The organism is Rhodococcus sp. MT28, from assembly GCF_058792695.1.
This window is the reverse complement of sequence record NZ_JBXAFD010000005.1, coordinates 366782-393107: the sequence shown is the minus strand read 5'-3', so window position 1 is coordinate 393107 and position 26326 is coordinate 366782. Positions and strand designations below refer to the sequence as shown.

Genomic DNA, 26326 nt, shown 5'->3' with positions numbered 1-26326 from the left:
GAACTTCCAGGAGAACCACGATGATCAACCTCGAACTTCCCAAGAAGCTCAAAGCATCAGCGAACCAGGCACATCAGGTCGCGGCGCAGATCTTCCGACCCATTTCACGTAAGTACGATCTCGCTGAGCACGAGTACCCCGTCGAGCTCGACACCATGGCCGCCATGGTGGAAGGCCTCTCCGATTCCGGTGGAGACATCGGCGGCGCCAGCGGCGGACGGTCCGACGCCAGCGCCAAGGGCGGCAACGCCAACGGCGGCAACATGTCTGCGCTCCTCAACTCGCTCGAAACGTCTTGGGGCGACGTCGGACTCATGCTCTCGATCCCCTACCAAGGGCTCGGCAACGCCGCGATCGCCGCAGTGTCCACCGACGAACAGCTCGAACGTTTCGGCAAGGTGTGGGCCTCGATGGCCATCACCGAACCGAGCTTCGGTTCCGACTCCGCCGCAGTGACCACCACCGCCGTTCTCGACGGCGACGAGTGGGTTCTCAACGGCGAGAAGATCTTCGTCACCGCCGGTGAGCGTTCGACGCACATCGTCGTGTGGGCATCGGTCGACAAGTCGAAGGGCCGAGCGGCCATCAAGTCGTTCGTCGTTCCGCGTGACGCACCGGGCCTGAGCGTTGCTCGCCTCGAGCACAAGCTGGGCATCAAGGCCTCCGACACCGCAGTACTCCTGCTCCAGGATTGCCGCATTCCCGCGGACAACATCCTCGGCAGCCCGGAGGTCAACGTGGAGCAGGGCTTTGCCGGCGTCATGCAGACGTTCGACAACACCCGGCCCCTCGTTGCAGCCATGGCCGTCGGCGTCGGACGCGCAGCTCTCGAAGAACTGCGCGGCATCCTGACCGAAGCCGGTGTCGAGATCTCCTACGACACACCGGTCTACAACCAGCATGCAGCTGCAGCCGAGTTCATCCGTTTGGAAGCCGACTGGGAGGCCGCGTACCTGCTGTCTCTGCGCGCGGCGTGGATGGCCGACAACAAGAAGCCGAACTCGCTCGAAGCGTCCATGTCCAAGGCGAAGGCCGGCCGCACCGGCACCGACGTGACGCTCAAGGCAGTCGAGTTGGCCGGCACTTACGGCTACTCGCAGCGCCCGTTGCTCGAGAAGTGGGGCCGCGACTCGAAGATTCTCGACATCTTCGAGGGCACCCAGCAGATCCAGCAGCTGATCGTCGCACGCCGCCTGCTCGGAAAGTCGTCCGCCGAACTGAAGTGACGGTCGCACGGACCAGATCCCGAAACACTCCGCCCCGCCACCTTTCGAGGTGGCGGGGCGGAGTGCTCGGTCGCCATCGTGAAACTTCACCACCGAAACCTGATTGCGCATTAGTGTGTAATCAGTCCTACAACGACGCTCGGAAGAGGTTCACGTATGCCCGGATTGGTCACCAAGGTCACTGACACCATCGGCGCGGCGGGGGTCATGTTCCGAGCCGGACTCGTCCCGTTCCCTCGCCTCGATCGCGGACTCAAATCCATTGCAGCCGTGGACAAGTACGGACCCTTTGCCGGGCCGGTCCATGCACACGCCGAGAACGGCTACGACGCGGTGGCGATCATCGACGAGCGCGGCCCCATCACCTATGCCGAGCTCGAGCGTCAGAGCAACGCGTTGGTCCGGGCGTGGCAGGCCGACGGCATCACCTCCGACTCCGTCATGGGCGCGATGTGCCGTAACCATCGAGGCTTGGTCCTGACCATGCTGGCGGCAGCAAAGAACGGAACGAAGCTCGTTCTCATGAACACGGGCTTCGCTCGGCCCCAACTCGTGGACGTCGCAGCGCGTGAGAAGGTGGTCGCCTTCGTCTACGACGACGAGTTCGCGGACATCGCCGATGCCTTGCCGGACGACGTCGTCGTCTATCGTTCCTGGCCAGAGGGCACAGCCGCTGACGGTTCCACGGCAGCCACTCTCGACGAGGCCATCGCCGGACGCACCACGTCGTCGGTGCCGGCACCCGAGAAGAACGGTGGCTTCGTCCTCCTCACCAGCGGCACAACGGGAACTCCCAAGGGTGCGCCGCGTGGCCACACCTCCCCTCTCGCGTCGGCACAGTTCCTCGACCGCGTGCCGTTGCGCCGCGGACAGACCATGATGATGGCGGCCCCCGCCTTCCACGGAACCGGTGTCTCGCAGTTCGCTCTCGCGTTGGCGCTCGGCCAGACCGTCGTCATGCATCGAAAGTTCGATCCGGAGAACACGATCAAGCTTGTCGCCCAGTACAAGTGCGACAGTCTGGTCGTGGTCCCGACGATGCTCACTCGCATCATCGACCTCGGTCCCGACGTGCTGTCCAAGTACGACACGTCGAACCTGAAGATCATCTTCTCGGCAGGTTCGTCACTCTCGCCCGACCTGTGCAAGCGAGTCACGGCCTCGTTCGGGTACGTCCTCTACAACCTGTACGGATCCACCGAGGTCGCAGTGGCCACGGTCGCGACTCCCGAGGATCTGACCATTGCGCCGGGAACCGCGGGCCGCGCTCCGGTGACCTGTCACGTCGAACTGTTCGACGAGAACAACAAGAAGATCACCACCCCACACACGATCGGCAGGATCTTCGTCGCCAGCGGGCTGAGCTTCGAGGGATACACCGACGGGCGCGACAAGGAACGTATCGACGGACTTCTCTCGACCGGCGACGTCGGACACTTCGACGCCAACGGCCTCCTCTTCGTCGACGGCCGCGACGACGACATGATCGTCTCCGGTGGCGAGAACGTCTACCCGCTCGAAGTCGAGAACCTGCTCGCCGATCGAGAGGACGTCTTGGAAGCGGCAGTCATCGGAGTCGAGGACGCCGACTTCGGGCACCGCCTGCGAGCTTTTGTCGTCGTCGCCCACGGCGCCGACCAGAACTCCGACGAGCTGAAGGATCACGTCCGGTCGAATCTCGCGCGCTACAAGGTTCCCCGCGAGATCGTCTTCATCGACGAACTTCCCCGCAACGCCACCGGAAAGCTGTTGCGCCGCGTCCTGATCGAGATGGAGATCAGCGAAGACTGAGCACAGTCACAAAGCGCTGAGCGTGCGGATCAATTCCGCCTCGTCGACGCGAGTGGAGTGCCCGTCGCGGAGTACGACCTCGCCCGCAACCAACACCGTGTCCACTATCTGACGACTGCCCGTCGTGAGAATGGACGCACCCGGATCTCGCACCGGGAGGCAACCGAAGTCGCGTTCGAACCGAATCATGGTGAGGTCGGCGGGATCGCCCACGGAGATCCCGCCGGACCTGGCCGGCAGACCGAGTGCTGCGTTTGCACCGCCGGATGCGATGTCGATCATGGCTTCGAAGCCGAGCAGGTCGGCACGGCCGCGCGCGGCTCGCTGCACATAGGCGCCGGTGCGCAGCGTCTCGAGCATGTCCTGAGTATCGTTGCTGGCTGCGCCGTCCACACCCAACCCCACCGCGATCCCCGCGTCGAGGAAACTCGGGACGGGCGCGATTCCGCTACCGAGCCGCATGTTGCTGACGGGGTTGTACGACACTCCGACGCCGCGCTCCGCCAGCACCTTCTGACCACGGTCGTCGAGTTCGACGCAGTGGACCGCCAGCACCCGGTCCCACAAGAACCCATGGGAATCCAGGTAGTCGACCGCGTTCATGCCCGCGTGTTCGGTACACATCGTGTTGTCGGTCTGCGTCTCGAGCAGGTGAATCGAGACCGTCAGGTCGCGAGCCTGCGCGAACTCACGCACTTCCGACATCCCATCCGGGGTCAGCGAACGTGGGTTCGGTACCGCGACTGCCACGTCGACGCGGGAACCTGCGACGTCGCGCATCATCTGATCCGTATGTGCGAGAACGTCTCCGAGTGGTTGCATGAGCCGCGGATCGAAGCCCCACTTCCTCGTCTTGTCCGCCCGGTCTGCGGTTCCGCGTCCCAGTACGGCACGAATCCCGGTGTCGTGCAACGCCCGGATCACAGCGTCGTGAACCTCGCTGGACGGGTGCGGCCACATGTGTTCGACCAGGGTGGTCGTACCGCTGCGCAATGCCTCCAGCGAGGCTGCGACAGTGGCCGTGTATGCGCGCTCCGGCGTGATCTGAACCGACTCTTCTGCGACCGCGAGTAGCCATTCGAGAAGCGGTGTCCCTTCGGCGATCCCACGCATCAGTGACTGCTGAAGGTGCGTATGGGTGTTGACGAAGCCAGGGATCAGATACGCCCCCGATCCGTCCACACTTCCAGGTGTGGCGGTGCCGGTCGACTTCTCGATCGATTCGACCACCCCATTCGAGACGACGACGTCGTGGCCGGTCAGCCATTGCCCGCCGCTGTACAACGTCACGTCCCGGATGATCGCGTCGGTCATGTTCTTGGGCGCGGTAGTCATCGCCAGTTCTCCTGAAAGTGTGTGACGGAACGGATACGGATCAACGCGCGAAGTTCGCGCGTACTCGCTGGTCGATGTAGTCCTCGGCAGTGATCGGCGGGTACTTGCCCGCCGGCCCCTCGATGGTCACGTCGCGGTTCGCCTGAGCGAAGAACGCGAGGCTGTAGCGGGCTCCCCGATAGTCGGTGACTCCGGGACTCTTGACCCGATGAAAATTCGACGGCAGGACGTCATCACTCCATCTCATCAGCATGTCGCCGATGTTGCAGGTGATCGCTTCCTCAGCCGGCACCACCGACGTCCATTCCTGGGTGTCCATCTCCTTGCCCGGGCACAGTTGCAAACCGCCCTGACCGTCACGCTGGAAAAGCAATGTCAGGCAATCGAAATCGGTGTGTGCTCCGGCACGCCACATCCCTTCGACATCTGCGTCGGCGGCAAGGGGGAAGTAGTGGAGTAGTCGCAGTGTGCTCTGGTAGGTGTTCACCGACGGGTCATGTGCCCTGGTGAAGAAGTCTCGTTCGAATCCCAGCTTCTCGGCGAAGCACGACAACAGGTCCATCGCAATGCCCCAGCACTTGGCTTCGAAGTCCAGGATCGTTTCGCGGAATCCGCCCAATTCGTCTGCAGTGGGCCACAGATCACCCATATGCGGGCGGGTCACCTGGTAGGACTCTTTCTGATCAGGTGTTCCGATGGACGGACGCACCTGCGTCATGCTCTCCCAGCCGGAGTTGAAACCCTTCTTGAGCGGATACTGCGCTTTGACCTCGGTGGGCAGTGCAAAGAATCGCTCGGCCGCCGCGAAAGCCTCGCGGACCTGCTCCAGATCGATCCCGTGATTGACGATTTGGAAGAATCCGATGTCGGTCGCTGCCGACCACAACTCCTCGGCGATCTCGCTGCGCCGGTTCTCGAAATCCGAGAGATCGATTCTTCGGACCTCGCGGTCGGTGGTCTCCGTGCCCAGGCCACCCATGCGGGTCTCGCGGTTGAGTTCTGTCATGTCGTACGTCATTTGCTGTCAGCTCCTTCAGCGGATTCCGATGGACCGATCGGTGAACTTGTCGGTGTAGATCTCTTCTGCAGTCAATGACTGCGGTATCGCCGCACCCCCGGCGTTCAGGATGGGCTTCAGTTCTTCGACGGTGTGAGCGACTCGCGTCATGTCGAACGTGCCGACGGATCCGTCCGCCTCGTTCGCGATCAGGCCCTTCTCTTTCAAGAGTTGGGCACTGAACGCTGCTTCACCCTCGGTGTAGGGAGAGAACGACACGTCCTGCGAGACGACGTCGACAATGGCAGCATTCGCCGTATCCGGCGCAGTGATGTAGTCCGCGGTGGCCTGCTGAATGATCGGAACCAGCTTGCTCAAACACGGGGAGAGTGTCTCGACCTTGTCGGCACGAACGGAAACATTGGACGCGTAGATGTCGAAACCCGAATCTTTCAGCAGGTCATAGGAAACCGGCTTGTCCCACGCCGGCGTCTCCTTCTCGTACGTGTACGGTTCCGAATTCGCGAATCCTTGCTGAGCGATGGTCGGGTCACCGACAAATCGCGAGGGAGCTCCGTCGTAGCTCGTGTCGAGCTGAGACTGCTTCAGTAGGCCTTTCGCCACGAGCCACTGCGGAAACAGTTGCTCCTTGGAAACGACGACACTCGCGTCGGACTTGCCGATATCGGCAACACTCGCCCATTCCGGATGAGACTCTTTGTCCCACATGAGGATTGCCGGGCTGTACTTGAGCAATGGCGTGACGGCCACAACGGGCTGACTTGCCGCTGCCGCGATCACCTGATCGCCGTGCACCAAGCCGAGAGTGATCGAATCGTCGACGTACATCTGGGAGCTGACGGATTGGAACCCGATTGCCGGTCCCCCGGCCCGCAAGGTCATGTCGACTCCGGTGTCCTTCCCTCCGGCGACAAGAGTCCCGCTGACGGACTTGTCGTCGGTGTCGACCGAATAGCCGGGACCAAGCATCTCGAAGAGCGCTCCCATATCCGACTGTGGCTGCCATTGGAGTTGAACCACAACGTTTTCCGGACAGAGACCCGCTAGGTTCTGAGCCTCGGCAGCTGGTTCGAGAGATTCAGCCTTGGCCGTCTCAGCCTCACTGGAGCTGCACGCAGTCAATCCGATGGCTGCACACATGGCCAGTGCCGCGCCGGCCGCTCCCACACTTCTGCGATTGGAATGCACCTTGCGATTTGAATACACAGCGTCTCCTTCGTGAAAACAATTGGGATGTGGGCGAACCAGGAAGGGTGATCCGATGTGCACACTCTGCAGCACATGGATTACATGCAATCGACTAGTTGTTTCCATCAGGTAACGCGCGCCAGGATTCTCGCTTCACCTGCAATGTCACCTCACATTTACATTCAGCAATCTAGGCGACATACATGCAATTCAAGATGGTTCATACATCTTGAAGAACTTTTGCATGCATTATCGAACCGGAGGCTCAGATGGAACTCGCGAACACGATGCAGGATGCCGACGCTCGCAAGCTCACCGCACCGATGCAGATGGTCTTTTCCGATGTCGTCAAGAAGTTCGATACCGGCACTGTCGCGCTGGACGGCATCGATCTGAACGTGGAGCGAGGAGACTTCGTCGCCGTGGTCGGACCCTCCGGCTGCGGCAAGTCGACTTTGTTGCGCATGGCGGCCGGCCTCGAGCGACCGACCAGCGGCGCGGTTGCCCTCGACACCGAATCAGTTGGCTTCATCTTCCAGGAGCCGACTCTCCTCCCCTGGCGAACCGTGCAGGCCAACGTCGAATTGTCCGCCGAACTCGGTGGCGGCGACAAAGCAGCCCGAAAATTGCGCGCCGACGAGGCAATTCGCGCAGTGGGACTGGCGGACTTCGCGAAACAACTACCCAACGCGTTGTCGGGTGGAATGAAGATGCGCGTCTCGTTGGCGCGTGCGCTCACCCTCGCACCTGCTGTGATGCTGCTCGACGAACCTTTCGGTGCTCTCGACGAGATGACACGACTGGAGATGCAGGTAGAGCTGCAAAGGCTCTACACCGACAAGGGGTTCACCTCGATGTTCATCACGCACTCGGTATCCGAGGCCGTGTACCTCGCAAACAAGGTGGTCGTCATGACCGCCCGGCCCGGACGAATCCATTCGGTCGTGGACATCGATTTCCCCTACCCGCGTAGCCCGGAACTGCGCTACGACGCCCGATACACCGAACACGTCGCCGAGATCTCGGCCAGTCTCCATGGGAGCTCACGATGACCGAAGTCCTTGCAGTGCAACAGGGCACCACCGCACGCAATTCCGCCGTTCGCACTGATTCTGCGACCGCCGCGCGAGCACAGTCACAGCCCGGACGGCCCTCGCGAATGAGAGCGCTCGGCACCTTCCTGCTCTATCCGCTGCTCTCACTTGCCGGCGCGGTCGCAGCGTGGTCGATCGTCAGCTACCTCGTTCTCTCCCCGGAACGTCGATTTCTCCTTCCGCCGCCGAGTCAAGTACTGACAAAGTCGCTACTCGACTGGAAACACCTCTCTCCCATGCTCGAAGCCCTCGCAGTGACGGCACAGGTAGCACTGGTCGGCTTCGTGGTCGCGGTGGCAGTCGGCGTCGGAACCGGCGTGCTGATGAGCCAGGCCAAGTGGATCGAGCGGATCGTCTATCCCTATGCCGTTGTGCTGCAGGTCATTCCCATCCTCGCCATCGTCCCCCTCATCGGGCTCTGGTTCGGCTACGGCATGACCGCGCGCACCCTGGTGTGCGTTCTCATCGCAGCCTTCCCGATCATCACCAACACACACTTCGGATTGCAATCGGTCGATCGCGGACTGCACGAACTCTTCACCCTCGGCCGCGCGTCACGTTGGGATCGATTGGTGAAACTCGAACTGCGAGCGGCAATGCCGGCTATTCTCACCGGCATCCGCACCGCCTCCGGCCTTGTTGTCGTCGGTGCCATCATCGGCGACATGTTCTTCGCCAAAGGACAACCCGGGATCGGAACGCTGCTCGACGTCTACCGAAGCCGCCTTCAGTCCGAGGATCTGATCGCCGCGATCGTGATCGCGTCGGTGTTCGGTGTCCTCGTCTTCTCTGCCTTTGGATTCCTCTCACGTGTGCTCGTCGGTAAGTGGCACACGTCCGGCCGCAAGGACTTTAAATGACCCACGAAACTCCTGTCTTCGAAATCCCTACGATCGATATCAGCCCGTACCTCCGCGGCGAGGCAGCGGTTGCAAACGCCACCAACAGCACTGCCTGTGCGGAAGTGGCAGCTCAACTCGATCGCGCGTGCCGGGAGGTCGGATTCATACAGATTGTCGGACACAGCATTCCACGATCGGCGACCGAAGGACTGGCCGACGCTCTCGACGAGTTCTTTGCTCTCCCACTGACGGTGAAGAACAACTATCGCCGTCCCTCGTCCGAGAACCGCGGCTACTCACCACCGAAATCGGAATCACTCAGCATGAGCCTGGGCGTCGCCGCTGCGAACCAGATGAACGATTTCTACGAAGCAATAGTCGTGGGCACAGAGGTGAGCGACTATCCGGGCGTCGACCTACCCGAGTCCAGCTACGCCGCCAACACCTGGCCCGTGGCCGCGCCCGGATTCCGACCGGCAATCGAAGAGTATTTCCGTCATGCCCAGGGCTTGGCACGAATCCTGATGTGCGCCTTTACCGACGCTCTCGGATTGCAGCCCGGGTACTTCGATTCGATGCTCGACCATTCGATCGACGCGATGAAGATGAACAACTACGCACTGCCCGAGGGCGAGATCCGCATCTCCGGCGACATGACGGGAATGGGCGCTCACACCGACTTCGGAATCTTGACCATCCTGTGGGCAGATCAAGTTCCGGGCCTTCAAGTTCTGAGTGCCGACGGCGTATGGCACGACGTCCAACCTGCCGACGGCGCACTCTTGATCAACCTCGGCGACGCGATGGCACGCTGGACGAACGACCGATGGCGCTCGACAGTGCACCGAGTCGACCCACCTATCGTCGATGGTCAGATCATCCGACGTCGCTCTGCCGCATTCTTTTTCGACGGGAACTACGACGCCGTCATCGAAGCACTGCCAGGGACTCTCACACCGGGCGAAGTGGGATACCCGCCGATCACGATCGCTGAGAACATCGCGGCCAAAGTGGCCGGACTGAAAGGCGCGACGGCGCCCGAGGTCGACAGTCGCAGCGCTGACCGGGTGCGCGCCGCTGGATAGCGCTCCCGGGTACCGTCGACATCGTGCAGGATCGAAGTGAGGACAAGATGACCACCACCGAACGAGCTTTACTCACCGAGTCCGTGCACGAGACGCTTCGCGAACTGATCTTTTCGGGCGAGCTGGCGCCGGGGACACCACTGAGTGTTCCCGCGCTGGCGAGCAAGCTCAATGTCAGTCGAACGCCGGTCCGCGAGGCCGTGCAGCAGTTGATCTACGAGGGCATCGCCGTCCACATACGGAATGCGGGTGCAAAAGTCGATTCGCTGGACGCGGAGTCTCTGCGCGCGGTCTTCGAGGTGCGTGAGGTACTCGACGGTCTCGCGGCGTTCAACGCGACGGCCAATGCCACGCACGAAACCGTGTCACAGCTGAACAAGATGGTGCAGGTGCAACGCGAACTTCTCGAGAGCCCGCCGGATCAGCGTCGGGATTCGAAGCTCGACCTCGAGTTCCACACCTTGATTCGTGAGACTGCATGCAATCACCCGCTCAGCGAAGCCCTGCATCGTCTGGACGGCCAGTCACATCTCTACCGTTCGGACATGTGGAGCCTCGAGCTCAATCGGCGGATCGCTGTCACCGAGCACGCACGTATAGTCGCGGCCATCGAATCGGGTGACGCCTTGGGGGCGAGGACTGCCGCGAGCGCACACGTAGCCGGGCTACTCGTCCGAACAACCCGGACCTGAAGCTTTACCGAAATGACGGAAACAGCGTGTCAGGCCAGGTGATGTCGCCGTCGTTCTCGTCCACGAACGTACCGACACAGTCGCGCTCCAAAGCGCTGATCGCTCCCGAGATGACCTCTGGATGCTCGAGCTCGGTGAGATGGTCTCCTCCGGTTCCGGCCCCGGGAACGCCATCGACGTACACCCGGCACTGGCCCCCGTCCAACCGACCGTCCGCCCACTCGCCCGAACTCTGCACCACCGAATAGTAGGCAGATCCAGGAGTGTCCTCACCGGCATTGAGCTTGGTGAGAACTTCGGAGAACATGCAGGTGTCGTAACCGTCGGCAGGGCCTTGTACGCAGCCACCGGGGCTACCGTACTGCGGAGCACCGATGGCGACGAATGAATCCACTACTTCGGAGCCACCGAGGAACTTCGCGTAGTACCGGGAGCTCAGTCCACCCGCACTGTGCGCGATCACCCCGACGGAGTCAGCGCCGGTAGCGTAGGAGCGAATCGAATCGGCAATCAGCTCGGCGTCGGCCGCAATCATCTTGCCGGGTGCGTCGACGAAGTGTGTCTCGTAGCCCGCAGCGCTCAGTGCCTTGTCGAGGGCACGGTAGGTCGCCTGGTGCGTTTCTCCCGAGTTGTAGAGCTGCTGCCCCGGAACGATGAAGACCACGCGCTTCGCATCGGTGATCCGCCCACCGGCGGCAGCGCTTCCTGCCGAGAACGCCAGAGCGGTGGTCACCAGCGAAGTAGTCACCGCCATCGCCAAGAGAATCTTCGAGAGTCGCACGTCGCCACCCTACGACGGCTGCGCACAAAAAAGGACCGCCACACTGGATTCCAGTGCGGCGGTCCTTTTCTAGTAGCGGGGACAGGATTTGAACCTGCGACCTCTGGGTTATGAGCCCAGCGAGCTACCGAGCTGCTCCACCCCGCGATGCATGGACAAAGTTACACGAGCAGGTGAACGGAACGCAAATCGCCTGCGCTGGAGCGAAATACACGCCCGAAAGTCGAAGAATCGGGTGACTGGGTTCACAAAATGCCCGTGAGCATCAACACATAACAAGCATGTAACGAACGTACGTCGAAACGGCATCGAAAAGGCTCTACCAGCACAAACGCTAAGATTTTGGGTCGAGAGCAGACCAGACAGTCCGGAAAATTGCGAATCGACCCTCGTTCGACGCTCCCGTACGGTCGGTCCCGGCCCGAATCAACCGGGCGAACGCCGACCCGCCGCTGCTCCACTCTGCCCCGCGGGATCGGAACCCCCGAAACCTTCGAGGGGCAGAGACACGGAGAGACAAGCGCCCGGGAAAGTCAGCATCATCGCCGACCCGCAGGCCCGCCGATGTCAGCAAGCGCGGAGAGGATTTACCCCGACATGACGTACACCAGCATCAGCAAGCGTGCATTCGGCACATTGGCAGTAGCCGGCGCACTTGTCGCAGTGCCCCTCACCATGAGCACCGGCACCGCTTCCGCAGCCACCCACAACTGGGACGGCGTCGCACAGTGCGAGAGCGGTGGCGACTGGAACATCAACACCGGAAACGGCTACTACGGCGGCCTGCAGTTCTCGCAGAGCACCTGGACCGCCAACGGTGGCACCGGCTCGCCCGCCAACGCTTCCAAGGAAGAGCAGATCCGCGTCGCCGAGAACACCCTGCAGAGCCAGGGCCCCGGCGCATGGCCCGTCTGCGGCCAGCGTCTGACCGTCGCGAGCGAGCCTGCAGTCGAAGAAGCTCCCGCCGCAGCGCCGGCTCCCGTCGCCGAGGCACCCGCAGTTGCTCCCGCCATCGAGATCCCGGCCGAGCTCAAGCCCGCCGCACAGCAGGCTTACGACACCGCTCGTGACCTCGCCGGCCAGTACGGCTTCGCCGCACAGTTCCAGCAGCTCTCCGATGCCAACGCACCGATCGTTGCAGCACTGCGCTGATTCAGCTCGTACAGCTTCACCTGAGCACACAAGAAGGCCCACCATCCGATCGGATGGTGGGCCTTCTGCTATTCATGAACTGACGCCGCTTACCTCGGCAGCGCCTGGTACGCGTCAACAGCCTTCTGCAGGCGGTCGAGCGCAGCACCGTAGCTGGTGAAGTCACCGCTCTGTTGCGCCGACTTCAATGCCGCCATTGCCGAATTGACCTCGGCCAGCGCCTTCGTGACGTCATCCGAAGAAGCCGGCGGGGCCGGTGCCGTCGGAGTTGTCGGCGTTTCCGGTTGCGCTCCGGTATCCGGATCGGGTGCCGGCTGGGTGACCGTCGCTGCCGAACCTGCGCCCGGCCAAATCTGACTGATCGCCTCGGAGACGGTCGGTGCATAACCGATCCGAATGCCGTTGGTGTCGCTGAAGCTCACCAATACACGCGCCAACTGAGGGAACGCGTTCTGCGAGTTTCGCTGCGAGTACAAAGGCTCGACATAGAGGATTCCGCCCTCGGCAATCGGCAGAGTCAGCAGGTTTCCGTACTGAATCTTGTTCGACTGCTTGAGCAGTGACACTTCCGAAGCAACACGCGAATCCGACGTCATCGCAGACTGAGCCTGCTGTGGACCCTGAGTCTGCGTATCGGTCGGCAACTGCAGCACCGTGAACTTGCCGTAGTTCTCCTTGTCGTTCGCCACCGAGATGTAGGCCGACAGCAACTCACGACTGAACCCGACCATCGGACTGGTCAGACGGAAATCCGCCTTCGCGGTGTCCTTGTCGCCCACCAGCACGTAGTACGGCGGCTGGTTGGCCGACGTGTCGATCGTCGGATCGCTCGGAACCGACCAGAACGCATTGTTGGTGAAGAACTCACTCGGATCGTCGACGTGGTACTTCGCCAGCATCTCTCGCTGGACCTTGAACATGTCCTCTGGGTACCGGAAGTGCGCCTGCAGGTCGTCCGAGATTTCGCTCTTCGGCTTCACCGTGTTCGGGAAGACTCCCATCCATGCCTTCAGAACCGGATCCTGCTCGTCGACCTGGTACAGCGTGACCGTGCCGTCGTAGGCGTCGACCGTGGCCTTCACGGAGTTACGGATGTAGGAGAACTCCTGACGCGGAATGAGGCGCCCGGTCGTCTGGTCGATACTGTCCTCGACCAACCCGTCGAGCGAACTGCGCTGCGCGTACGGGTAGTCCTGGGCGGTGGTGTAGCCGTCGATGATCCACTGCATCTTGCCGTCGACCACTGCGGGGTAAGCAGCGCCGTCGGTCGTCAGCCAAGGCGCGACCTCCTCGACCCTTTCCTTCGGATCACGCTTGAAGATGATCTTCGAATTCGAGCCGATAGCACTCGAGAACAAGATGTTGCGCTCGGTGTACTTCGCCGCGAATGCAAGACGGTTGAACCAGTTGCCGATCGAAACGCCGCCCGAACCTGTGTAGGTGTACTTCGAGGTGTCGGTGTCGTACTCCCGCGGTCCCTCACCGTCGACGGAACCGACGATCGAGTAATCGGCGTCCGACTGACTGATCACCTCGCCGTAGTACGAACGAGGATTGTCCACCTTGAGATTCTCGTTCTCGGGCGTGGTCGTCAGGTCGCTCACCGAGTAGATCGGGTAGCCACCGGTGTTGTTCTGACTGTCGCCCTGCACGGCCGTGACTTCGTTGGCCTGGGCGGCGACGAAACCGTTGCCGTGCGTGTAGACCGTGTGCTTGTTGATCCAGTCCGTCTGGTTGCCGGAAAGGTTGTTCGGCGACAGCTCACGCGCGGCGACAACGAAGTCACGCAACTGGCCGTCTTGTTCGTAACGGTCGACGTTGAGCGTCTGCGGGAACCCGTAGAAGTTCTTGAGCTGACGCTGAGCGGTGAACGTCGGCGACAGAATGGTCGGATCCAACAGGCGTGTGTTCGCGATCGTGGTCCGGTCTGCCGGAACGTCCTGGGGCTGCTTGGTGCCAATTCCCGGATAGTCGACGTAGTCGACGTTTTCTTCCGTGATCCCGTACGCCTGACGGGTCGCTTCGATGTTTCGTTCGATGTACGTGCTCTCCTTCTGCGCCGCATTGGGCTTGACGGAGAACTGCTCGACGATCATCGGGTAGACGGCACCGACGAGAACCGACGAAAGAACCAGTAGAGCGACTGCCATGGCCGGTATCCGAAGATCCCGCGTGAAGATCGAGGCGAAGAACGCCAAGGCGCAGATGACCGCAATGGACAACAGAATGAGCTTCGCCGGCAGAACCGCATTGATGTCGGTGAAGCCCGGGCCGGTGAACGTCGGTTCCTTACGACTACTCGACATCAACGAGTACCGATCAAACCAGTACGCCACCGCCTTGAGAAGCACAAAGGTGCCGGCGATGACAGCCAGCTGAATACGAGCGGCCGTGGTGAACGTCCCATTTCGCCCGGCCAACTTGATTCCACCGAAAACGTAGTGGGTGACCAGGTTTGCCACGAAAGCCAGCAGGATCGAGACGAACAACCAGTTCAGAACGAAACGGTAGAACGGCAGATCGAACGTGTAGAAGCCGACGTCCAAGTTGAACTGAGGATCGGTGATCCCGAAAGCCTGGCCGTTGAGGAACAACTGGATAGTGACCCAGTTGGCCTGTGCGATGAGACCGGACAGGATGCCGATCGCTACCGGAATGATCACGCCGAAAAGACGAAGACGCGACATGACGGTGGTGCGGTAGCGCGCGATCGGATCATTGGGTCCGGAGACCGGGACGAACACCGGGCGTGCGCGGTACGCGAGAAGCATCGCGAGCCACACGATGGCGCCGACGACAATTCCGACGACCAGGAAGAGCACGAATCGCGTCAGCAGAACCTTGGTGAAGACACCGCGGAAGCCGACTTCGCCGAACCACAACCAGTCCGTGTACATGCCGATCAGTCGCGGCCCCACGAGCAGCAAGGCCGCCACTACGACAGCCACCACCAACAAGATTCGACTGCGTCTGGACAGAGAGGGTAAACCTGCGGGGGGCCGCATGCCCACGTGCCACGCTCCAAGATTTGGCGACGCCGTGGCGTCGCAACCGATTGCATCGATCACTGCGGCCACGCCCGAGTGGACTTGGCCGTTTCCGACCACTCTACGTAACAACGGTCACGGGTTGACAACACGGAGAGCGGGGAGCCGGACAGAAGGTGGGAGGATGAACGTGTGAGTGAAGAGAATATGAGCAGATCACCGAGTGCCCTCGCCCGGTGCGTTCATGAAGTTGTCGACCACATCGACGCCGAAGGCTGGGATCAGCCGCCGAAGCTGTACGCGTTGGTACCCACCGAGATGCTCGCCGCGGCCGAACCCGGACTGCTCGACCAACTCGCCGAGGGCGCCGAATACACACCGATCGAACAGGAATCGCTTCCCGAGGACATCATCGGCGGTTCACGGGCACTCGACGAGTTCCTGGCGACGACGCATTGGCCCGAGTCCGTGCAGGGTTGCATCCTGGTGCAGGAGATCGTCGTCCTGCCGCCCGAGGCGGAATCGGATCTCGACCACGCCACGGCGCCGGTGTTGACCGATCAGCACGCGGCGGACGAAGTCGCTCGACTGACGGCCGACGCGCATCCCGATCGACGCGAGGCTCGACTGTTCGTCGGCGTGCTCCGTGACGGTCCCTCGCTGTCGCTCCTACAGATGCGTCCCGACGAGGATGCGGATCCGTACGGTGACTTGGAACTGCTCACCTACGACGGTCTTGCACCTCACCTCGTGCACGCCCTGTACGCGACGCTCGACGAGGTCGAAGAAGACTGACAGAGTCGTCGGCGGCCAGGCAGCTTTCAGCAGCGGGGTGCGTCGCCGCCCGTGTTGAGGCTCTCGAGTGAGTCCACTGCGCCGGGCAGGTTGTCGACCTTGACGAGTCGAAGCCCGTCCGGCGCATTCTGTTTCGCCTCGTCACAGTTCTGGGCCGGCACGAGGAAGGTCTCAGCACCGGCTTCGGACGCGGCGATCAACTTGTACCTGATGCCGCCGATCGGACCGACCTCGCCGTCGGAGTCGATGGTGCCCGTTCCGGCCACGAACTTTCCACCGTTGAGCTCCCCCGGAGTCAGCTTGTCGACCAAGGCCAGTGTGAACATCAGTCCGGCAGAAGGACCGCCGATGTCGGCGAGATTGAACTGCACGGTGAAGGGAACGTCCGGGACCTCGTTGGGTGTGACGCCGAGGTAACCCGATTCGGGCTTGTTGGGCCGCGCCCCGACGGTGACCGGCACCACGGTCTCCACACCCTCACGTAGGACGGTGACGTCGATCGCGGTGCCGGGCGCGATCGCACCGACCGTGTCCTGAACGCCGGTGATGGTGGTTACCGGAGTGTCGCCGATCTTGACCAGGACGTCGCCTTCTTGCAGGGCACCCGCAGCGGGACCGTCCGGAGTCACCTTCGAAACAGTCAGTGCCACCGGCTTGCCGAGAAAGTGCAGTGCCGCCAACTCGGCACTGTCCTCGGACTGCTGGAAGTCGGCGGTGTTGGCCTGCTGAATCTCTTCCTTCGACTTCTCGGGCGGATAGATCTCCGAGCGAGGGACGAGTCCGTTGCTGCCACTCGCCCACAGTCCGAACGCTTCGAAGATGTTGAGGCCGTCGCGAACCGACACCGTTGTCATGTTGAGGTTGCCGTCGGTGGGATCGACCTCGGTCCCCTGGATGTCCACGACGGGCTTACCGTCGACGTCGCCGAGCGTGTTGAAGGTGGGGCCCGGACCGAGTGCGACATAAGGAACAGTGACCATTGTTCCGACGACTCCCAACACGACGATGGGTGCGAGTGCGGCCAAGAGCGTCACTATCCGTCGATTCACCTGATCCAGAGTAAAGCGCGAAGGCTCCGGAGCACCGATCGCACCGCCTGAGCGCCGTGCGTGTTCGCCGTCAGCGTGACTCGGAGGGCGACTCCGACCGCTCGAGCCTTGTACCGTTGAGGTATGAGCAATATGCCGTTCGGCTTCTCCAACTCCGACGACGATCCCGATCGCGACAAGAACGCGGCGGGTGGCAATCCGTTCGGGGGTGGTGACATGCCGTTCGGGTTCGGCGCGGGCGGTGAGGGATTCGATCCGGCTCAGCTCGGCCAGATGCTCACCCAGTTCGGGCAGATGCTGAGCGGAATGGGCTCGTCGATGGGCCAGGGCGGTACGTCCGGCCCGGTCAACTACGACATCGCCAAGAAGCTGGCACGCCAACAGATCGGATCGGTCACACCGATCACCGAGGGCAACGTCAAGGCGATCGCCGACGCCGCGCACCTGGCCGAGATGTGGCTGGACGCCGCGACAACGCTCCCTGCCGGAGCGAGCCGCACTCTTGCGTGGACTCCGAACGACTGGCTCGACAACACGATCGACACCTGGAAGCGACTCTGTGATCCGGTGGCCGAGAAGGTAGCGGGCATGTGGGTCCAGGGTCTTCCGGCCGAAGCACAGCAGATGGCTGGCCCGATGCTGGGCATGCTCGGCCAGATGGGCGGACTCGCGTTCGGCTCGCAATTGGGCCAGGCACTCGGCCAACTGTCCACCGAGGTGCTCTCCTCCACTGACATCGGCCTGCCCCTCGGCCCCGAAGGCACCGCGGCCCTTCTCCCGGCTGCGGTTCAGGCTTTCAGTGAGGGTCTCGAACAGCCGCATCAGGAAGTTCTGGTCTTCCTCGCCGCGCGGGAAGCCGCTCATCAGCGCCTTTACAGTCACGTTCCGTGGCTGCGCCAGCGTGTTCTCGCGACAGTGGAGGAATACGCCCGCGGAATCACCATGGACTTCTCGGCGATGGAAGAATTCGCCAAGGACCTCGATCCATCCGCTCTCACCGATCCGAGCAAGCTCGAAGCGCTGATGCAGCAGGGCACGTTCGAGCCGCAGAACACACCGGAGCAGAAAGCCGCTCTCGAACGTCTCGAGACTCTGCTTGCGCTGGTCGAGGGCTGGGTGGAGACGGTCGTCACCGCCGCACTCGGCGAGCGACTGCCTGGTGTTGCCGCGATGAGTGAGACGTTGCGGCGTCGCCGCGCTACCGGCGGCCCCGCCGAGCAGACCTTTGCGACGCTGGTCGGACTCGAACTTCGTCCTCGCAAGGTCCGTGAAGCGGCTGGTTTGTGGCAGAAGCTCACTGCGGAAGCCGGTATGGACGTTCGCGACGGCGTCTGGTCGCATCCCGACCTGATGCCCGATTCGAGCGATCTCGACGCACCGGACGGATTTGTCGCCCGTGTCCTCGGCGCCGGCGAAGCCGGTAATTTCGACGACCCGATAGCCCAGCTCGAAGCCGTCGTGGCAAAAGAGCGTGCGGCCGAGGAAGCGATGGACAAGACCCGCGAGGACGACGAAGAGAAGTAATCCCTTCTCGACCGATTTTCGCATATCAGCCGCGATGACCGCCTGTGGATAACTGCCGCTGACGGGGACTCGCCGAGGGCCCGTCGTGCCAGCATCGAATGATGACCGGTCACACACACGACGACACCAGACAAGACAGCACTTCACAGCGATCCGCGGGACCTCGATGGGACCCGCGGATCGCTGTTCTGTCGCGCCCGGACGGTCGACTGCAGCTGGGATGGACCCCCGGACGTGCCGTCCTACTGACTCTGCCTGTCGGGGTCGACGATCGCGCGGTGAAGTCGATCCTGCGCAAAATGGACGGCTCGAGATCCCGCGCAAACATCCTCTGGGAAGCGTCGAGGCTCGGGATTCCCACATCCGTGACGGAGGAGTTGCTCGAGCAACTCGCCGATTCCGGTTTCGCCCACACTGCCCGCAGAAGCACCGCGACGGTCCGGATTCACGGTGTCGGTCCGCTCTCTGATGCCATCGAGCGCGCACTGGTCACCGGCGGGGTCAGCACGCGTCGCTCGCGCGGGTATCGCAACACCGACGTCGTGCGCACGTGGAACGAACAACTGGTGGTCCTGGCCGACGACGTCGTGACTGATCCTCGTCTGGTCAGCGATCTCGTTCGCTGTGGACTCCCCCACCTTTCCGTCCGCATCCGCGACGGCAACGGTGTGGTCGGTCCTCTTGTCCTGCCTGGTCAGTCGAGTTGCCTGCGGTGCGCCGACATCCTCCGATCCGAACTCGACCCTCATTGGCTTCATCTGTCCGCGCAGCTACTCGGCAGCGCCGGCCACGCGGAATCGGCGATGATCCATGCAAGTGTCGCGCTGGCCCTGGCCGAGATCGACTCCGCATTATCCGAGACAGCGGCGACGCATGCGGCCAGTCTGTCGTCGACGCTCGAGATCGCGCTCCGTCCGTATCGGATCACAACCAGGCGCTGGCCTCGGCAAATATCCTGCAGTTGCCAATACCTGGCACCTGTTTCGGGCAAAGGACGCCCCAGTCAGACATGATGGTGTGGTGTCCGAGATCCCACGCAAGAGTTCTGCCCGTACTGCCAAACTCGCGAGCATCCCCCTGGGGATGGCCGGTCGCGCCGCCATGGGCTTCGGACGCAAGCTCGCCGGCGGCGACAAAGGCGAGATCGACGCGCAGTTGAGCGCGAAGGCCGCCGAGCAACTGTTCGCGGTGCTGGGCGAACTCAAGGGCGGCGCGATGAAGCTGGGCCAAGCGCTCAGCGTCATGGAGGCGGCAATTCCGGAGGAATTCGCCGAGCCGTACCGCGAGTCGCTGAACAAGCTCCAGGCCGCCGCCCCGCCGCTGCCGACCAAGCAAGTACACAAGATGCTCGACCAGCAACTCGGAACCAAGTGGCGCGACCGATTCCAGTCGTTCGACGATGAACCGACCGCGTCGGCAAGCATCGGGCAGGTTCACCGAGCCGTCTGGGCGGACGGCCGCGACGTAGCCGTGAAAGTTCAGTACCCCGGCGCCGACGAAGCTCTACGCGCCGATCTCAAGACCCTGGGCAGATTTGCCGGTCTCTTCGGTTCGGTCATGCCCGGTGTCGACGTACGGCCCGTGATCGAGGAGTTCACCGCGCGCACGGAGGAAGAACTCGACTATCGGATCGAGGCGAACAATCAGCGAGCTTTTGCCAAAGAGTTCGACGGAGATCCCCAATTCGTGATCCCGCACGTCGTGGCGAGCGCGCCGAAAGTGGTCGTGACCGAATGGATGACGGCAACCCCGTTGACCAGAATCATCGAGAGTGGAACGCCGGAGCAGCGCAACGCGGCCGGTGCACTACTCGCCGAATTCCACTTCGCGTCTCCGGCCCGTGTCGGATTGCTCCACTGTGACCCGCACCCCGGCAATTTCATGCTTCTCGAGGACGGCCGACTCGGCGTCATCGACTTCGGTGCTGCTGCGCCGTTCCCGAACGGACTGCCACGGGTTCTCGGCACTATGGTGCGCTTGGCTGTCGAGGAACAATTCGACGAGTTGACGGAGTTGTTGCGCGCCAACGGTTTCGTGATCCCCGGACGCACGGTGACCGACAAGGAGATCGCGGATTACCTGCGACCCTTCACCGACCCGATCCAGACCGAGTCATTTCACTTCACTCGGGCATGGCTGCAAAAGGCCGCCGGAACCGCCACTGACTTCAACAGTGCGCAGTTCCGAACGGCCCGTGCACTCAACCTTCCGGCCGAGTATTTGATGATCTTCCGTGTTCTTCTCGGTTCGGTCGGCATATGCGCCCAGTTGGACGCATATGCCCCGTACATGGAAATCCTGACTCGTTGGTTGCCAGGGTTCGCGGAGCCGGTTCTGGATGACACCGGCTCCGCCGACTAAGACACCGGCTCCGCCGACTAAGACACCGGCTCCGCCGAATAGGGCTCTCACGCGCACACGAGTTGCTTGCGTGGGCGCCCTCTCGGTCTCTTGCGCGCTATGACGGCCCCCTGATCGAGGATCTCGCCTCCCCACACCCCCCATGGCTCGGCGCGGTCGAGAGCCGCACTGAGACAACGGGAACGGATGGGGCACTGCGCGCACAGTGCCTTGGCCTGCTCGAGTTCGGCCGGAGCTTCGGCGAACCAGAGATCGGGGTTGGATGCCCGGCACGGCAGGTCGCGGCGGGTGGACGCGACCTCGATGAACGTGACTGCAGCCGAAGTGACGTCGGTGGAAGTTACTGCAGTGGTGGAGTTTTCGGATTCCACGCGGATTGTCTGGGCAGACAACTCGGTCTCCTAGTGCTCGGATGCGAAACTGTGTCGCACGATATGGGTTCGATGGGTGCGAACCTGAGCCGAGTCGGAAACCAGATGAAGAGGGCTATCCAACACAAAGGCCACGGTCCGCAGGGGCTGCGGGTCCGTGGCCGTAAGTGAACGGATGTGTCCTACCGAGAAATACCTCGATGGCTTAAGAACACGGACTCGACAGCTGCTTTCTTTGCTGCTGCTTGAGGGCGCAGGCGGAGCGCATGCTGCGCCCATCCCGCTGCACGCGGCAGCATGGGGGCGGCAACAGCGAACTTTGCGCTTGCGCACGCTTCGTAAGAGATCAAGTTCGTCATTTTTTTGCCACCTCCATTTCGTGTCGGTCCGGATAGTTTCTGCGCACAGGTTGCCCCGTAACACTGAAAACCAGAGTAGAGAATCTGCCGAATCTGCACAACCTATTTTTGACCTGCGGTTATGTAACTCACCGTTGTCGATTCGGATGTGTTGTCAGATATCGAGTGTTGCCGCTCGCAGTTCACCGCGAATGACAGCTAGTACGTCTTCCCCGAAGTTGTCGAGTTTCTTCGGCCCGATTCCAGGGATCGAAACCAGTCCACGATTATCTTGTGGTCGTTGTTCGGCAATAGCCATCAGTGTGTTGTCACTGAAGACGACATAGGCCGGAACTTTGAGTTCTCTGGACTTGTCCAGACGCCAGGCCTTGAGGTGCTCGAGCAATTCCAGGTCGACATTGGACGGGCATTTTTCGCAGCGCCCGAGCATGGTCGCCGACGTCCCGATCAACGGTTTGCCGCAAACGCGGCAGCGCGGACGCTTCTTGTTTCCCGACGACGGCGCGGCGACGCGCGAGGCCGGCGAGTCCTCCGGGATGAGTCCGTTGAGAAATCTCGACCGGCGACGGGACTTGCGTCCACCCTCATTGCGGGCCAATGCCCACGACAGCTGCAGATGCTCGCGAGCGCGAGTAACCCCCACGTAGAGAAGCCGACGCTCCTCCTCCACCGCGACGTCGTCGGCGCCCGAATTGGCGTCGCCGAGAACGTGTTGGATAGGCAGGGTGCCGTCGTTGAGGCCGACCAGGAACACCGCATCCCATTCGAGTCCCTTGGCCGCGTGGAGGGAGGCCAGCGTCACACCTTGCACGGTCGGTGGGTGCCGCGCCTCGGCTCGGGCCGTGAGCTCCTGTAGAAGCCCGGTGAGCGTCAGTTCAGGTTCGTGGACAAGTTGTTCTTCGGTGAGCGCCACGAGAGCCGAGAGCGACGCCCAGCGCTCGCGTGCCTGAGTACCCGAAGGCTCTTCGTTGGTCAGGCCGAGCGGCGCGAGCACAGCGCGGACGAGTGAGACCAGCGCTTCGCCGTTGTCTGCACCTTCGGGGAGGTCGTCGCGTCCAGCTGCCTGACGCAGCGCTGCCACCGCCTGACGTACCTCGGTGCGAGTGAAGAAGCCCTCTCCACCGCGCACCTGGAACGGAATGCCCAGCTTCGTCAGGGCCTGCTCGTGCGCCTCCGACTGAGCATTGATCCGGTACAGAACAGCGATCTCGGCCGCAGGGGTGCCTGCCGCGATCAGCCGTTTGATCGCCCGCGCAACGCCGAGTGCTTCGGCCGGCTCGTCGTCGAACTCCATGAACTCCGGCTCAGGCCCCGGAGCGCGCTGCCCGATCAGCTGCAGACGCGTCCCGGCGATCCGCCCGCGCGCGGCACCGATCACGCGGTTCGCCAACGACACGACCTCAGGGGTGGAGCGGTAATCCCGTTCGAGCCGAACGACGGTCGCTTCGGGGAATTTCCGGGAGAAGTCCAACAGATAGTTGGGGGTGGCTCCGGTGAAGGAGTAGATGGTCTGATTCGCATCGCCCACCACGGTCAGATCGTCTCGGTCGCCCAGCCAGGCGTCGAGCACACGCTGCTGCAGTGGGGTGACGTCCTGATACTCGTCCACGACGAAGCAGCGATACCGCTCGCGGAACTCGTCGGCGACTGTCGAATGCTCTTCGAGAGCTGCCGCCGTGTGCAGTAGGAGATCGTCGAAATCAAGCAGCATGCCGTCCTGGCCGCGTGCTTTCAGCTCTTCGTATGCGGCATACACCTGGGCCACCTTGGTGGCATCGACCGGTGCCTCACGGCGAATCTTGGCGATCGCGCGTGGGTAATCCTCCGGCGCGATCAGCGACGCCTTCGACCACTCGATTTCACTGGCGAGGTCGCGGACGCTTTCCGTGCTGGTGGACAATCCCACCCGGGCTGCGGCACTGCTGACAACCGCGAACTTTCGGTCCAGCAGACGCCACGGCGTGTCGCCGACAACCTGCGGCCAGAAGTACTTCAGTTGACGGAGAGCAGCAGCGTGAAAAGTTCGAGCCTGCACCTGCGGCCCACTCCCGCCGACGCCCAGCTCACGGAGACGTCCACGCATTTCCCCGGCCGCACGAGCGGTGAACGTCACGGCAAGCACCTGACCGGCCGACACGTGACCGTCGGCAACCAGATGAGCGATCCGGCGCGTGATGGTGCGGGTTTTGCCTGTTCCAGCGCCCGCGAGGACACATACCGGGCCGCGTGGCGCGAGCACGGCGGCCGATTGTTCTGGATCCAGTCCGGTGTCCGCAGGCATGGGGACCATCATGGCAGGACGTTCCGACACTCCATTCGCCGCGCCCGACGGTATGTGGGCAAGAGAACACGGGCCGATACGGAACAACGCTCTCGGTCGTGGTGTTATATCGGCCGTGACTTCTACCGAAAATGCGCCTGCCCTGACCATCTACTCGACCACGTGGTGCGGCTACTGCCGTCGCCTCAAGACGCAGCTCAACGCGTCGGGGATCGAGTACACCGAGATCGACATCGAGAACGATCCGGCAGCAGCCGATTTCGTCGGCAGCGTCAACGGTGGCAATCACGTCGTTCCGACCGTGAAGTACGGCGACGGCAGCGTTGCGACCAACCCGTCGCTCAACCAGGTCAAGCAGGCTCTGGGTCTGTAGACCTTCTCCGGCTGCTACTTGACCCAGCTCTCGAGCATTCCGCGAGCGATGGAGATCGACCCGGGCAGCAGCAGTGGCGCGTCCGCTTCCGAACCCCAGTCGCCGAGTTCGAGAGCGGCGCGCACCTCGTCCTTCGTGAACCAGGTGCCCTCGGCGATCTCGCCGTCCGCGAACAGCAGCGGAGCGGCGGGGTCGCCGATTGCGGCGAAGCCCAACATCACCGAGCGAGGGAACGGCCAGGGCTGGCTCCCGAGGTATCGAACGCTGTGCACGTCGATACCGACTTCTTCCTTGATCTCGCGGACAACACACGTTTCGAGTGACTCCCCGGCCTCGACGAATCCCGCGAGAATCGAGAAACGGCGCTGCGGCCAGGTCGGCTGACGCGCGAGTAGAACTCGATCGCCGCCGTCGTGCACCAGGCAGATGACCGCCGGATCCGTTCGGGGAAACTCCTCGTGGCCGGTGGACGTGGAAATGCGTGACCAGCCGGACATCGTGGGTTCACTCGGTGCGCCGTCGATAGCGCTGAATCCGGCACTGTCGTGCCAGTTGAGAATCGCGACGGCACCGGTCAACAAACCGGCGTCCGCGTCGTCGAGTGTTCCGCCGAGCATCCGCAATTCAGACAAAGTGCCCGCCAGCAGCGACACCCGCACCGCCCAGACGTGGCGATTCTCCCGAATTCCCAGGAAGACCGCGCCGCGCACCGGTTCGGGCCCCAACTCGGTTGCCTCGGCGAAGACCAATTGACCTTCCGGCGACACCTTGACCTGACCCCGTGAATTCACACGGAGGAGCAGTGCGTCCGCCCAACCCGTCGTCAGTGCAGCGGCGTCCGACCGCAATTCCTCGGCGCGGCCGACGCTCGAGCGTGAGAGCAGAGGTGTTTCGGTCAGCTGGAAGTCGTTCACGCTCACGACATTACTGCGCGCACGAAGCTCGGTAACACTCAGTTCGTGACGCGGCGAATGTAGAGCAGTCGATCGTTCTCTTCGACGGCGTCCACCTCGGGTGAACCGACGCGAACCAGACGGCCGTCACGAACGACCCCGAGCACGATGTCGGAGAGATGACGCGGAGAGCCGCCGACCTCGTCGCGCTCGACGGCACGCTCGGCAATCGCGAATCCGGCCTCCGGAGTCAGCAGGTCTTCGATCATCTCCACGACGGTCGGCGTCGTGGTCGCGATGCCGAGGAGTCGACCCGCCGTCTCCGAGGACACGACGACGGAGTCTGCGCCGGACTGACGCAGAAGATGCGCGTTGTCGGCTTCACGGATGGCTGCGGCGATCTTGGCTTTCGGCGCGATTTCGCGGGCTGTCAGCGTCACGAGCACTGCGGTGTCGTCACGGTTGGTTGCCACGATGATCGACGACGCATTCTGCGCACCTGCCAACCGAAGTACGTCCGATTTCGTCGCCGAACCGAATACCGTCACCAGGCCTTTGCTCGCCGCCGAATCGAGGACGGTCTGATCGGTGTCCACGACCACGATCTCCGACGCCGGTACACCGTCACCGAGCATTGCTTCGATTGCCGTCCGCCCCTTGGTCCCGTATCCGACGACGACGGTGTGATTACGCACGTGCTGCCTCCAACGCTGAATTTTGAACGCCTGACGCGAACTCTCGGTCAGAGCTGAAAGTGTGGTTCCGACCAACACGATCAAGAAGAAGATCCGAAGTGGCGTGATCAACAGGACGTTGACCAGGCGCGCCGACGGCGTGAACGGAGTGATATCGCCGTAGCCGGTGGTCGAGAGCGAAACCGTCGCATAGTAAATGCAGTCGAGCAGCGACAGCTCGTTGTCCTGTGCGTCCCGGTATCCCGCGCGATCGATGTACACGATCAACACGGCGGCGCCGAGAGCACCCAACGCGATGAGAACTCGCTTGTAGATGGCCCGCGCCGGACTTGTCTGTAGCTGGGGAATGCGCAGCACCCCGACAAGGGCGAAGTCAGGCTGATCGGTCAATGCTTCCGACCTGGTCAAACGCGCCCGGAGCTTACCGGCCATAC

Annotated in this window: 22 protein-coding genes and 1 tRNA gene; 12 read left to right on the top strand and 11 right to left on the bottom strand. The window is 62.5% G+C overall.

Annotated features, from left to right (window positions below; translation table 11 throughout):
• Window positions 1-20: 20 nt before the first annotated feature.
• Together AC1Q6C_RS21625 and AC1Q6C_RS21620 are read left to right on the top strand one after the other, a co-directional pair.
• Complete coding sequence (locus AC1Q6C_RS21625; RefSeq protein ID WP_003942363.1) at window positions 21-1226, top strand: acyl-CoA dehydrogenase family protein; 1206 nt, start codon at window positions 21-23, stop codon at window positions 1224-1226.
• Window positions 1227-1382: 156 nt separating this feature from the next.
• The gene (locus tag AC1Q6C_RS21620) at window positions 1383-3017 is read left to right on the top strand and encodes an acyl-CoA synthetase (protein WP_003942348.1); all 1635 of its coding nucleotides are present in this window, start codon (window positions 1383-1385) and stop codon (window positions 3015-3017) included.
• 6 nt (window positions 3018-3023) lie between these two features.
• Here the strand turns inward: AC1Q6C_RS21620 and AC1Q6C_RS21615 are convergent, their stop codons facing one another.
• The 3 genes from AC1Q6C_RS21615 to AC1Q6C_RS21605 are packed head-to-tail and all read right to left on the bottom strand — an operon-like array spanning window position 3024 to window position 6576.
• Window positions 3024-4352 (bottom strand): amidohydrolase family protein, encoded by a 1329-nt coding sequence (locus tag AC1Q6C_RS21615; RefSeq protein ID WP_064075173.1) that lies wholly within the window; start codon window positions 4350-4352, stop codon window positions 3024-3026.
• Window positions 4353-4392: 40 nt separating this feature from the next.
• Window positions 4393-5370, bottom strand: a complete 978-nt coding sequence (locus AC1Q6C_RS21610) for an isopenicillin N synthase family dioxygenase (RefSeq protein ID WP_230359727.1) — start codon at window positions 5368-5370, stop codon at window positions 4393-4395.
• Window positions 5371-5385: 15 nt separating this feature from the next.
• On the bottom strand, window positions 5386-6576 hold the full coding sequence (locus AC1Q6C_RS21605) for a nitrate ABC transporter substrate-binding protein (protein ID WP_230359726.1): 1191 nt from the start codon (window positions 6574-6576) through the stop codon (window positions 5386-5388).
• 251 nt (window positions 6577-6827) lie between these two features.
• Between AC1Q6C_RS21605 and AC1Q6C_RS21600 the strand changes: the two genes are divergently transcribed.
• Genes AC1Q6C_RS21600 through AC1Q6C_RS21585 form a run of 4 tightly spaced genes read left to right on the top strand, consistent with a single transcriptional unit; the run spans window position 6828 to window position 10271 of the window.
• Entirely contained in the window at window positions 6828-7610 is a 783-nt protein-coding gene (locus tag AC1Q6C_RS21600; RefSeq protein WP_003942349.1) for an ABC transporter ATP-binding protein, read from the top strand.
• Entirely contained in the window at window positions 7607-8512 is a 906-nt protein-coding gene (locus tag AC1Q6C_RS21595; RefSeq protein ID WP_007731277.1) for an ABC transporter permease, read from the top strand. The genes AC1Q6C_RS21600 and AC1Q6C_RS21595 overlap by 4 nt, the downstream gene beginning before the upstream one ends.
• A complete protein-coding gene (locus tag AC1Q6C_RS21590; protein ID WP_166502054.1) occupies window positions 8509-9579 on the top strand; it encodes an isopenicillin N synthase family dioxygenase in 1071 nt (356 codons plus the stop codon). Before AC1Q6C_RS21595 ends, AC1Q6C_RS21590 begins: the two co-directional genes overlap by 4 nt.
• A 47-nt stretch (window positions 9580-9626) precedes the next feature.
• The gene (locus AC1Q6C_RS21585; RefSeq protein WP_065455785.1) at window positions 9627-10271 is read left to right on the top strand and encodes a GntR family transcriptional regulator; all 645 of its coding nucleotides are present in this window, start codon (window positions 9627-9629) and stop codon (window positions 10269-10271) included.
• 4 nt (window positions 10272-10275) lie between these two features.
• Here the strand turns inward: AC1Q6C_RS21585 and AC1Q6C_RS21580 are convergent, their stop codons facing one another.
• Window positions 10276-11052, bottom strand: a complete 777-nt coding sequence (locus AC1Q6C_RS21580; RefSeq protein ID WP_047271665.1) for an esterase/lipase family protein — start codon at window positions 11050-11052, stop codon at window positions 10276-10278.
• Between the two features lie 73 nt (window positions 11053-11125).
• A tRNA-Met gene (locus AC1Q6C_RS21575) sits at window positions 11126-11199 on the bottom strand.
• Window positions 11200-11649: 450 nt separating this feature from the next.
• Here AC1Q6C_RS21575 and AC1Q6C_RS21570 point away from each other — a divergent pair.
• Window positions 11650-12204 (top strand): transglycosylase family protein, encoded by a 555-nt coding sequence (locus tag AC1Q6C_RS21570; protein WP_003942299.1) that lies wholly within the window; start codon window positions 11650-11652, stop codon window positions 12202-12204.
• Between the two features lie 89 nt (window positions 12205-12293).
• Here the strand turns inward: AC1Q6C_RS21570 and AC1Q6C_RS21565 are convergent, their stop codons facing one another.
• On the bottom strand, window positions 12294-15209 hold the full coding sequence (locus AC1Q6C_RS21565) for a UPF0182 family protein (RefSeq protein ID WP_207623849.1): 2916 nt from the start codon (window positions 15207-15209) through the stop codon (window positions 12294-12296).
• Between the two features lie 174 nt (window positions 15210-15383).
• Here AC1Q6C_RS21565 and AC1Q6C_RS21560 point away from each other — a divergent pair, with 174 nt between their 5' ends.
• Entirely contained in the window at window positions 15384-15986 is a 603-nt protein-coding gene (locus tag AC1Q6C_RS21560; RefSeq protein ID WP_003942343.1) for a PPA1309 family protein, read from the top strand.
• A gap of 26 nt (window positions 15987-16012) precedes the next feature.
• Here the strand turns inward: AC1Q6C_RS21560 and AC1Q6C_RS21555 are convergent, their stop codons facing one another.
• On the bottom strand, window positions 16013-17035 hold the full coding sequence (locus AC1Q6C_RS21555; RefSeq protein ID WP_020907134.1) for a YlbL family protein: 1023 nt from the start codon (window positions 17033-17035) through the stop codon (window positions 16013-16015).
• A gap of 123 nt (window positions 17036-17158) precedes the next feature.
• Between AC1Q6C_RS21555 and AC1Q6C_RS21550 the strand changes: the two genes are divergently transcribed.
• The 3 genes from AC1Q6C_RS21550 to AC1Q6C_RS21540 all read left to right on the top strand — a co-directional run bounded on the left by AC1Q6C_RS21550 (window position 17159) and on the right by AC1Q6C_RS21540 (window position 20920).
• Window positions 17159-18559 (top strand): zinc-dependent metalloprotease, encoded by a 1401-nt coding sequence (locus AC1Q6C_RS21550; RefSeq protein WP_003942352.1) that lies wholly within the window; start codon window positions 17159-17161, stop codon window positions 18557-18559.
• 98 nt (window positions 18560-18657) lie between these two features.
• Window positions 18658-19572, top strand: coding sequence for a hypothetical protein (locus AC1Q6C_RS21545; protein WP_065455530.1), 915 nt, complete (start codon window positions 18658-18660; stop codon window positions 19570-19572).
• Between the two features lie 4 nt (window positions 19573-19576).
• Window positions 19577-20920 carry an ABC1 kinase family protein gene (locus AC1Q6C_RS21540; protein WP_172403528.1) on the top strand — a complete coding sequence of 448 codons (1344 nt, stop codon included), beginning with the start codon at window positions 19577-19579 and terminating at the stop codon, window positions 20918-20920.
• 47 nt (window positions 20921-20967) lie between these two features.
• Here the strand turns inward: AC1Q6C_RS21540 and AC1Q6C_RS21535 are convergent, their stop codons facing one another.
• Window positions 20968-21291: a WhiB family transcriptional regulator gene (locus AC1Q6C_RS21535; protein ID WP_003942321.1), complete on the bottom strand. Its 324-nt coding sequence runs from the start codon at window positions 21289-21291 to the stop codon at window positions 20968-20970.
• 513 nt (window positions 21292-21804) lie between these two features.
• Entirely contained in the window at window positions 21805-23943 is a 2139-nt protein-coding gene (locus tag AC1Q6C_RS21530) for an ATP-dependent DNA helicase UvrD2 (RefSeq protein ID WP_003942300.1), read from the bottom strand.
• Window positions 23944-24046: 103 nt separating this feature from the next.
• Between AC1Q6C_RS21530 and AC1Q6C_RS21525 the strand changes: the two genes are divergently transcribed.
• On the top strand, window positions 24047-24304 hold the full coding sequence (locus tag AC1Q6C_RS21525; protein WP_003942350.1) for a mycoredoxin: 258 nt from the start codon (window positions 24047-24049) through the stop codon (window positions 24302-24304).
• 14 nt (window positions 24305-24318) lie between these two features.
• Here AC1Q6C_RS21525 and nudC read toward each other — a convergent pair whose 3' ends face one another.
• On the bottom strand, window positions 24319-25218 hold the full coding sequence (nudC, locus tag AC1Q6C_RS21520) for an NAD(+) diphosphatase (protein ID WP_007731249.1): 900 nt from the start codon (window positions 25216-25218) through the stop codon (window positions 24319-24321).
• Window positions 25219-25256: 38 nt separating this feature from the next.
• Window positions 25257-26324, bottom strand: a complete 1068-nt coding sequence (locus AC1Q6C_RS21515) for a potassium channel family protein (protein ID WP_003942296.1) — start codon at window positions 26322-26324, stop codon at window positions 25257-25259.
• Window positions 26325-26326: the final 2 nt, after the last annotated feature.

What these genes read in the sequence shown, in the direction of transcription:
- AC1Q6C_RS21625 (WP_003942363.1), top strand. Translation starts at nt 21, where the DNA reads ATGATCAACCTCGAACTTCCCAAGAAGCTCAAAGCATCAGCGAACCAG.
- AC1Q6C_RS21620 (WP_003942348.1), top strand. Translation starts at nt 1,383, where the DNA reads ATGCCCGGATTGGTCACCAAGGTCACTGACACCATCGGCGCGGCGGGG.
- AC1Q6C_RS21615 (WP_064075173.1), bottom strand. Translation starts at nt 4,352, where the DNA reads ATGACTACCGCGCCCAAGAACATGACCGACGCGATCATCCGGGACGTG.
- AC1Q6C_RS21610 (WP_230359727.1), bottom strand. Translation starts at nt 5,370, where the DNA reads ATGACGTACGACATGACAGAACTCAACCGCGAGACCCGCATGGGTGGC.
- AC1Q6C_RS21600 (WP_003942349.1), top strand. Translation starts at nt 6,828, where the DNA reads ATGGAACTCGCGAACACGATGCAGGATGCCGACGCTCGCAAGCTCACC.
- AC1Q6C_RS21595 (WP_007731277.1), top strand. Translation starts at nt 7,607, where the DNA reads ATGACCGAAGTCCTTGCAGTGCAACAGGGCACCACCGCACGCAATTCC.
- AC1Q6C_RS21590 (WP_166502054.1), top strand. Translation starts at nt 8,509, where the DNA reads ATGACCCACGAAACTCCTGTCTTCGAAATCCCTACGATCGATATCAGC.
- AC1Q6C_RS21585 (WP_065455785.1), top strand. Translation starts at nt 9,627, where the DNA reads ATGACCACCACCGAACGAGCTTTACTCACCGAGTCCGTGCACGAGACG.
- AC1Q6C_RS21570 (WP_003942299.1), top strand. Translation starts at nt 11,650, where the DNA reads ATGACGTACACCAGCATCAGCAAGCGTGCATTCGGCACATTGGCAGTA.
- AC1Q6C_RS21565 (WP_207623849.1), bottom strand. Translation starts at nt 15,209, where the DNA reads ATGCGGCCCCCCGCAGGTTTACCCTCTCTGTCCAGACGCAGTCGAATC.
- AC1Q6C_RS21550 (WP_003942352.1), top strand. Translation starts at nt 17,159, where the DNA reads ATGAGCAATATGCCGTTCGGCTTCTCCAACTCCGACGACGATCCCGAT.
- AC1Q6C_RS21545 (WP_065455530.1), top strand. Translation starts at nt 18,658, where the DNA reads ATGATGACCGGTCACACACACGACGACACCAGACAAGACAGCACTTCA.
- AC1Q6C_RS21530 (WP_003942300.1), bottom strand. Translation starts at nt 23,943, where the DNA reads ATGATGGTCCCCATGCCTGCGGACACCGGACTGGATCCAGAACAATCG.
- AC1Q6C_RS21515 (WP_003942296.1), bottom strand. Translation starts at nt 26,324, where the DNA reads ATGGCCGGTAAGCTCCGGGCGCGTTTGACCAGGTCGGAAGCATTGACC.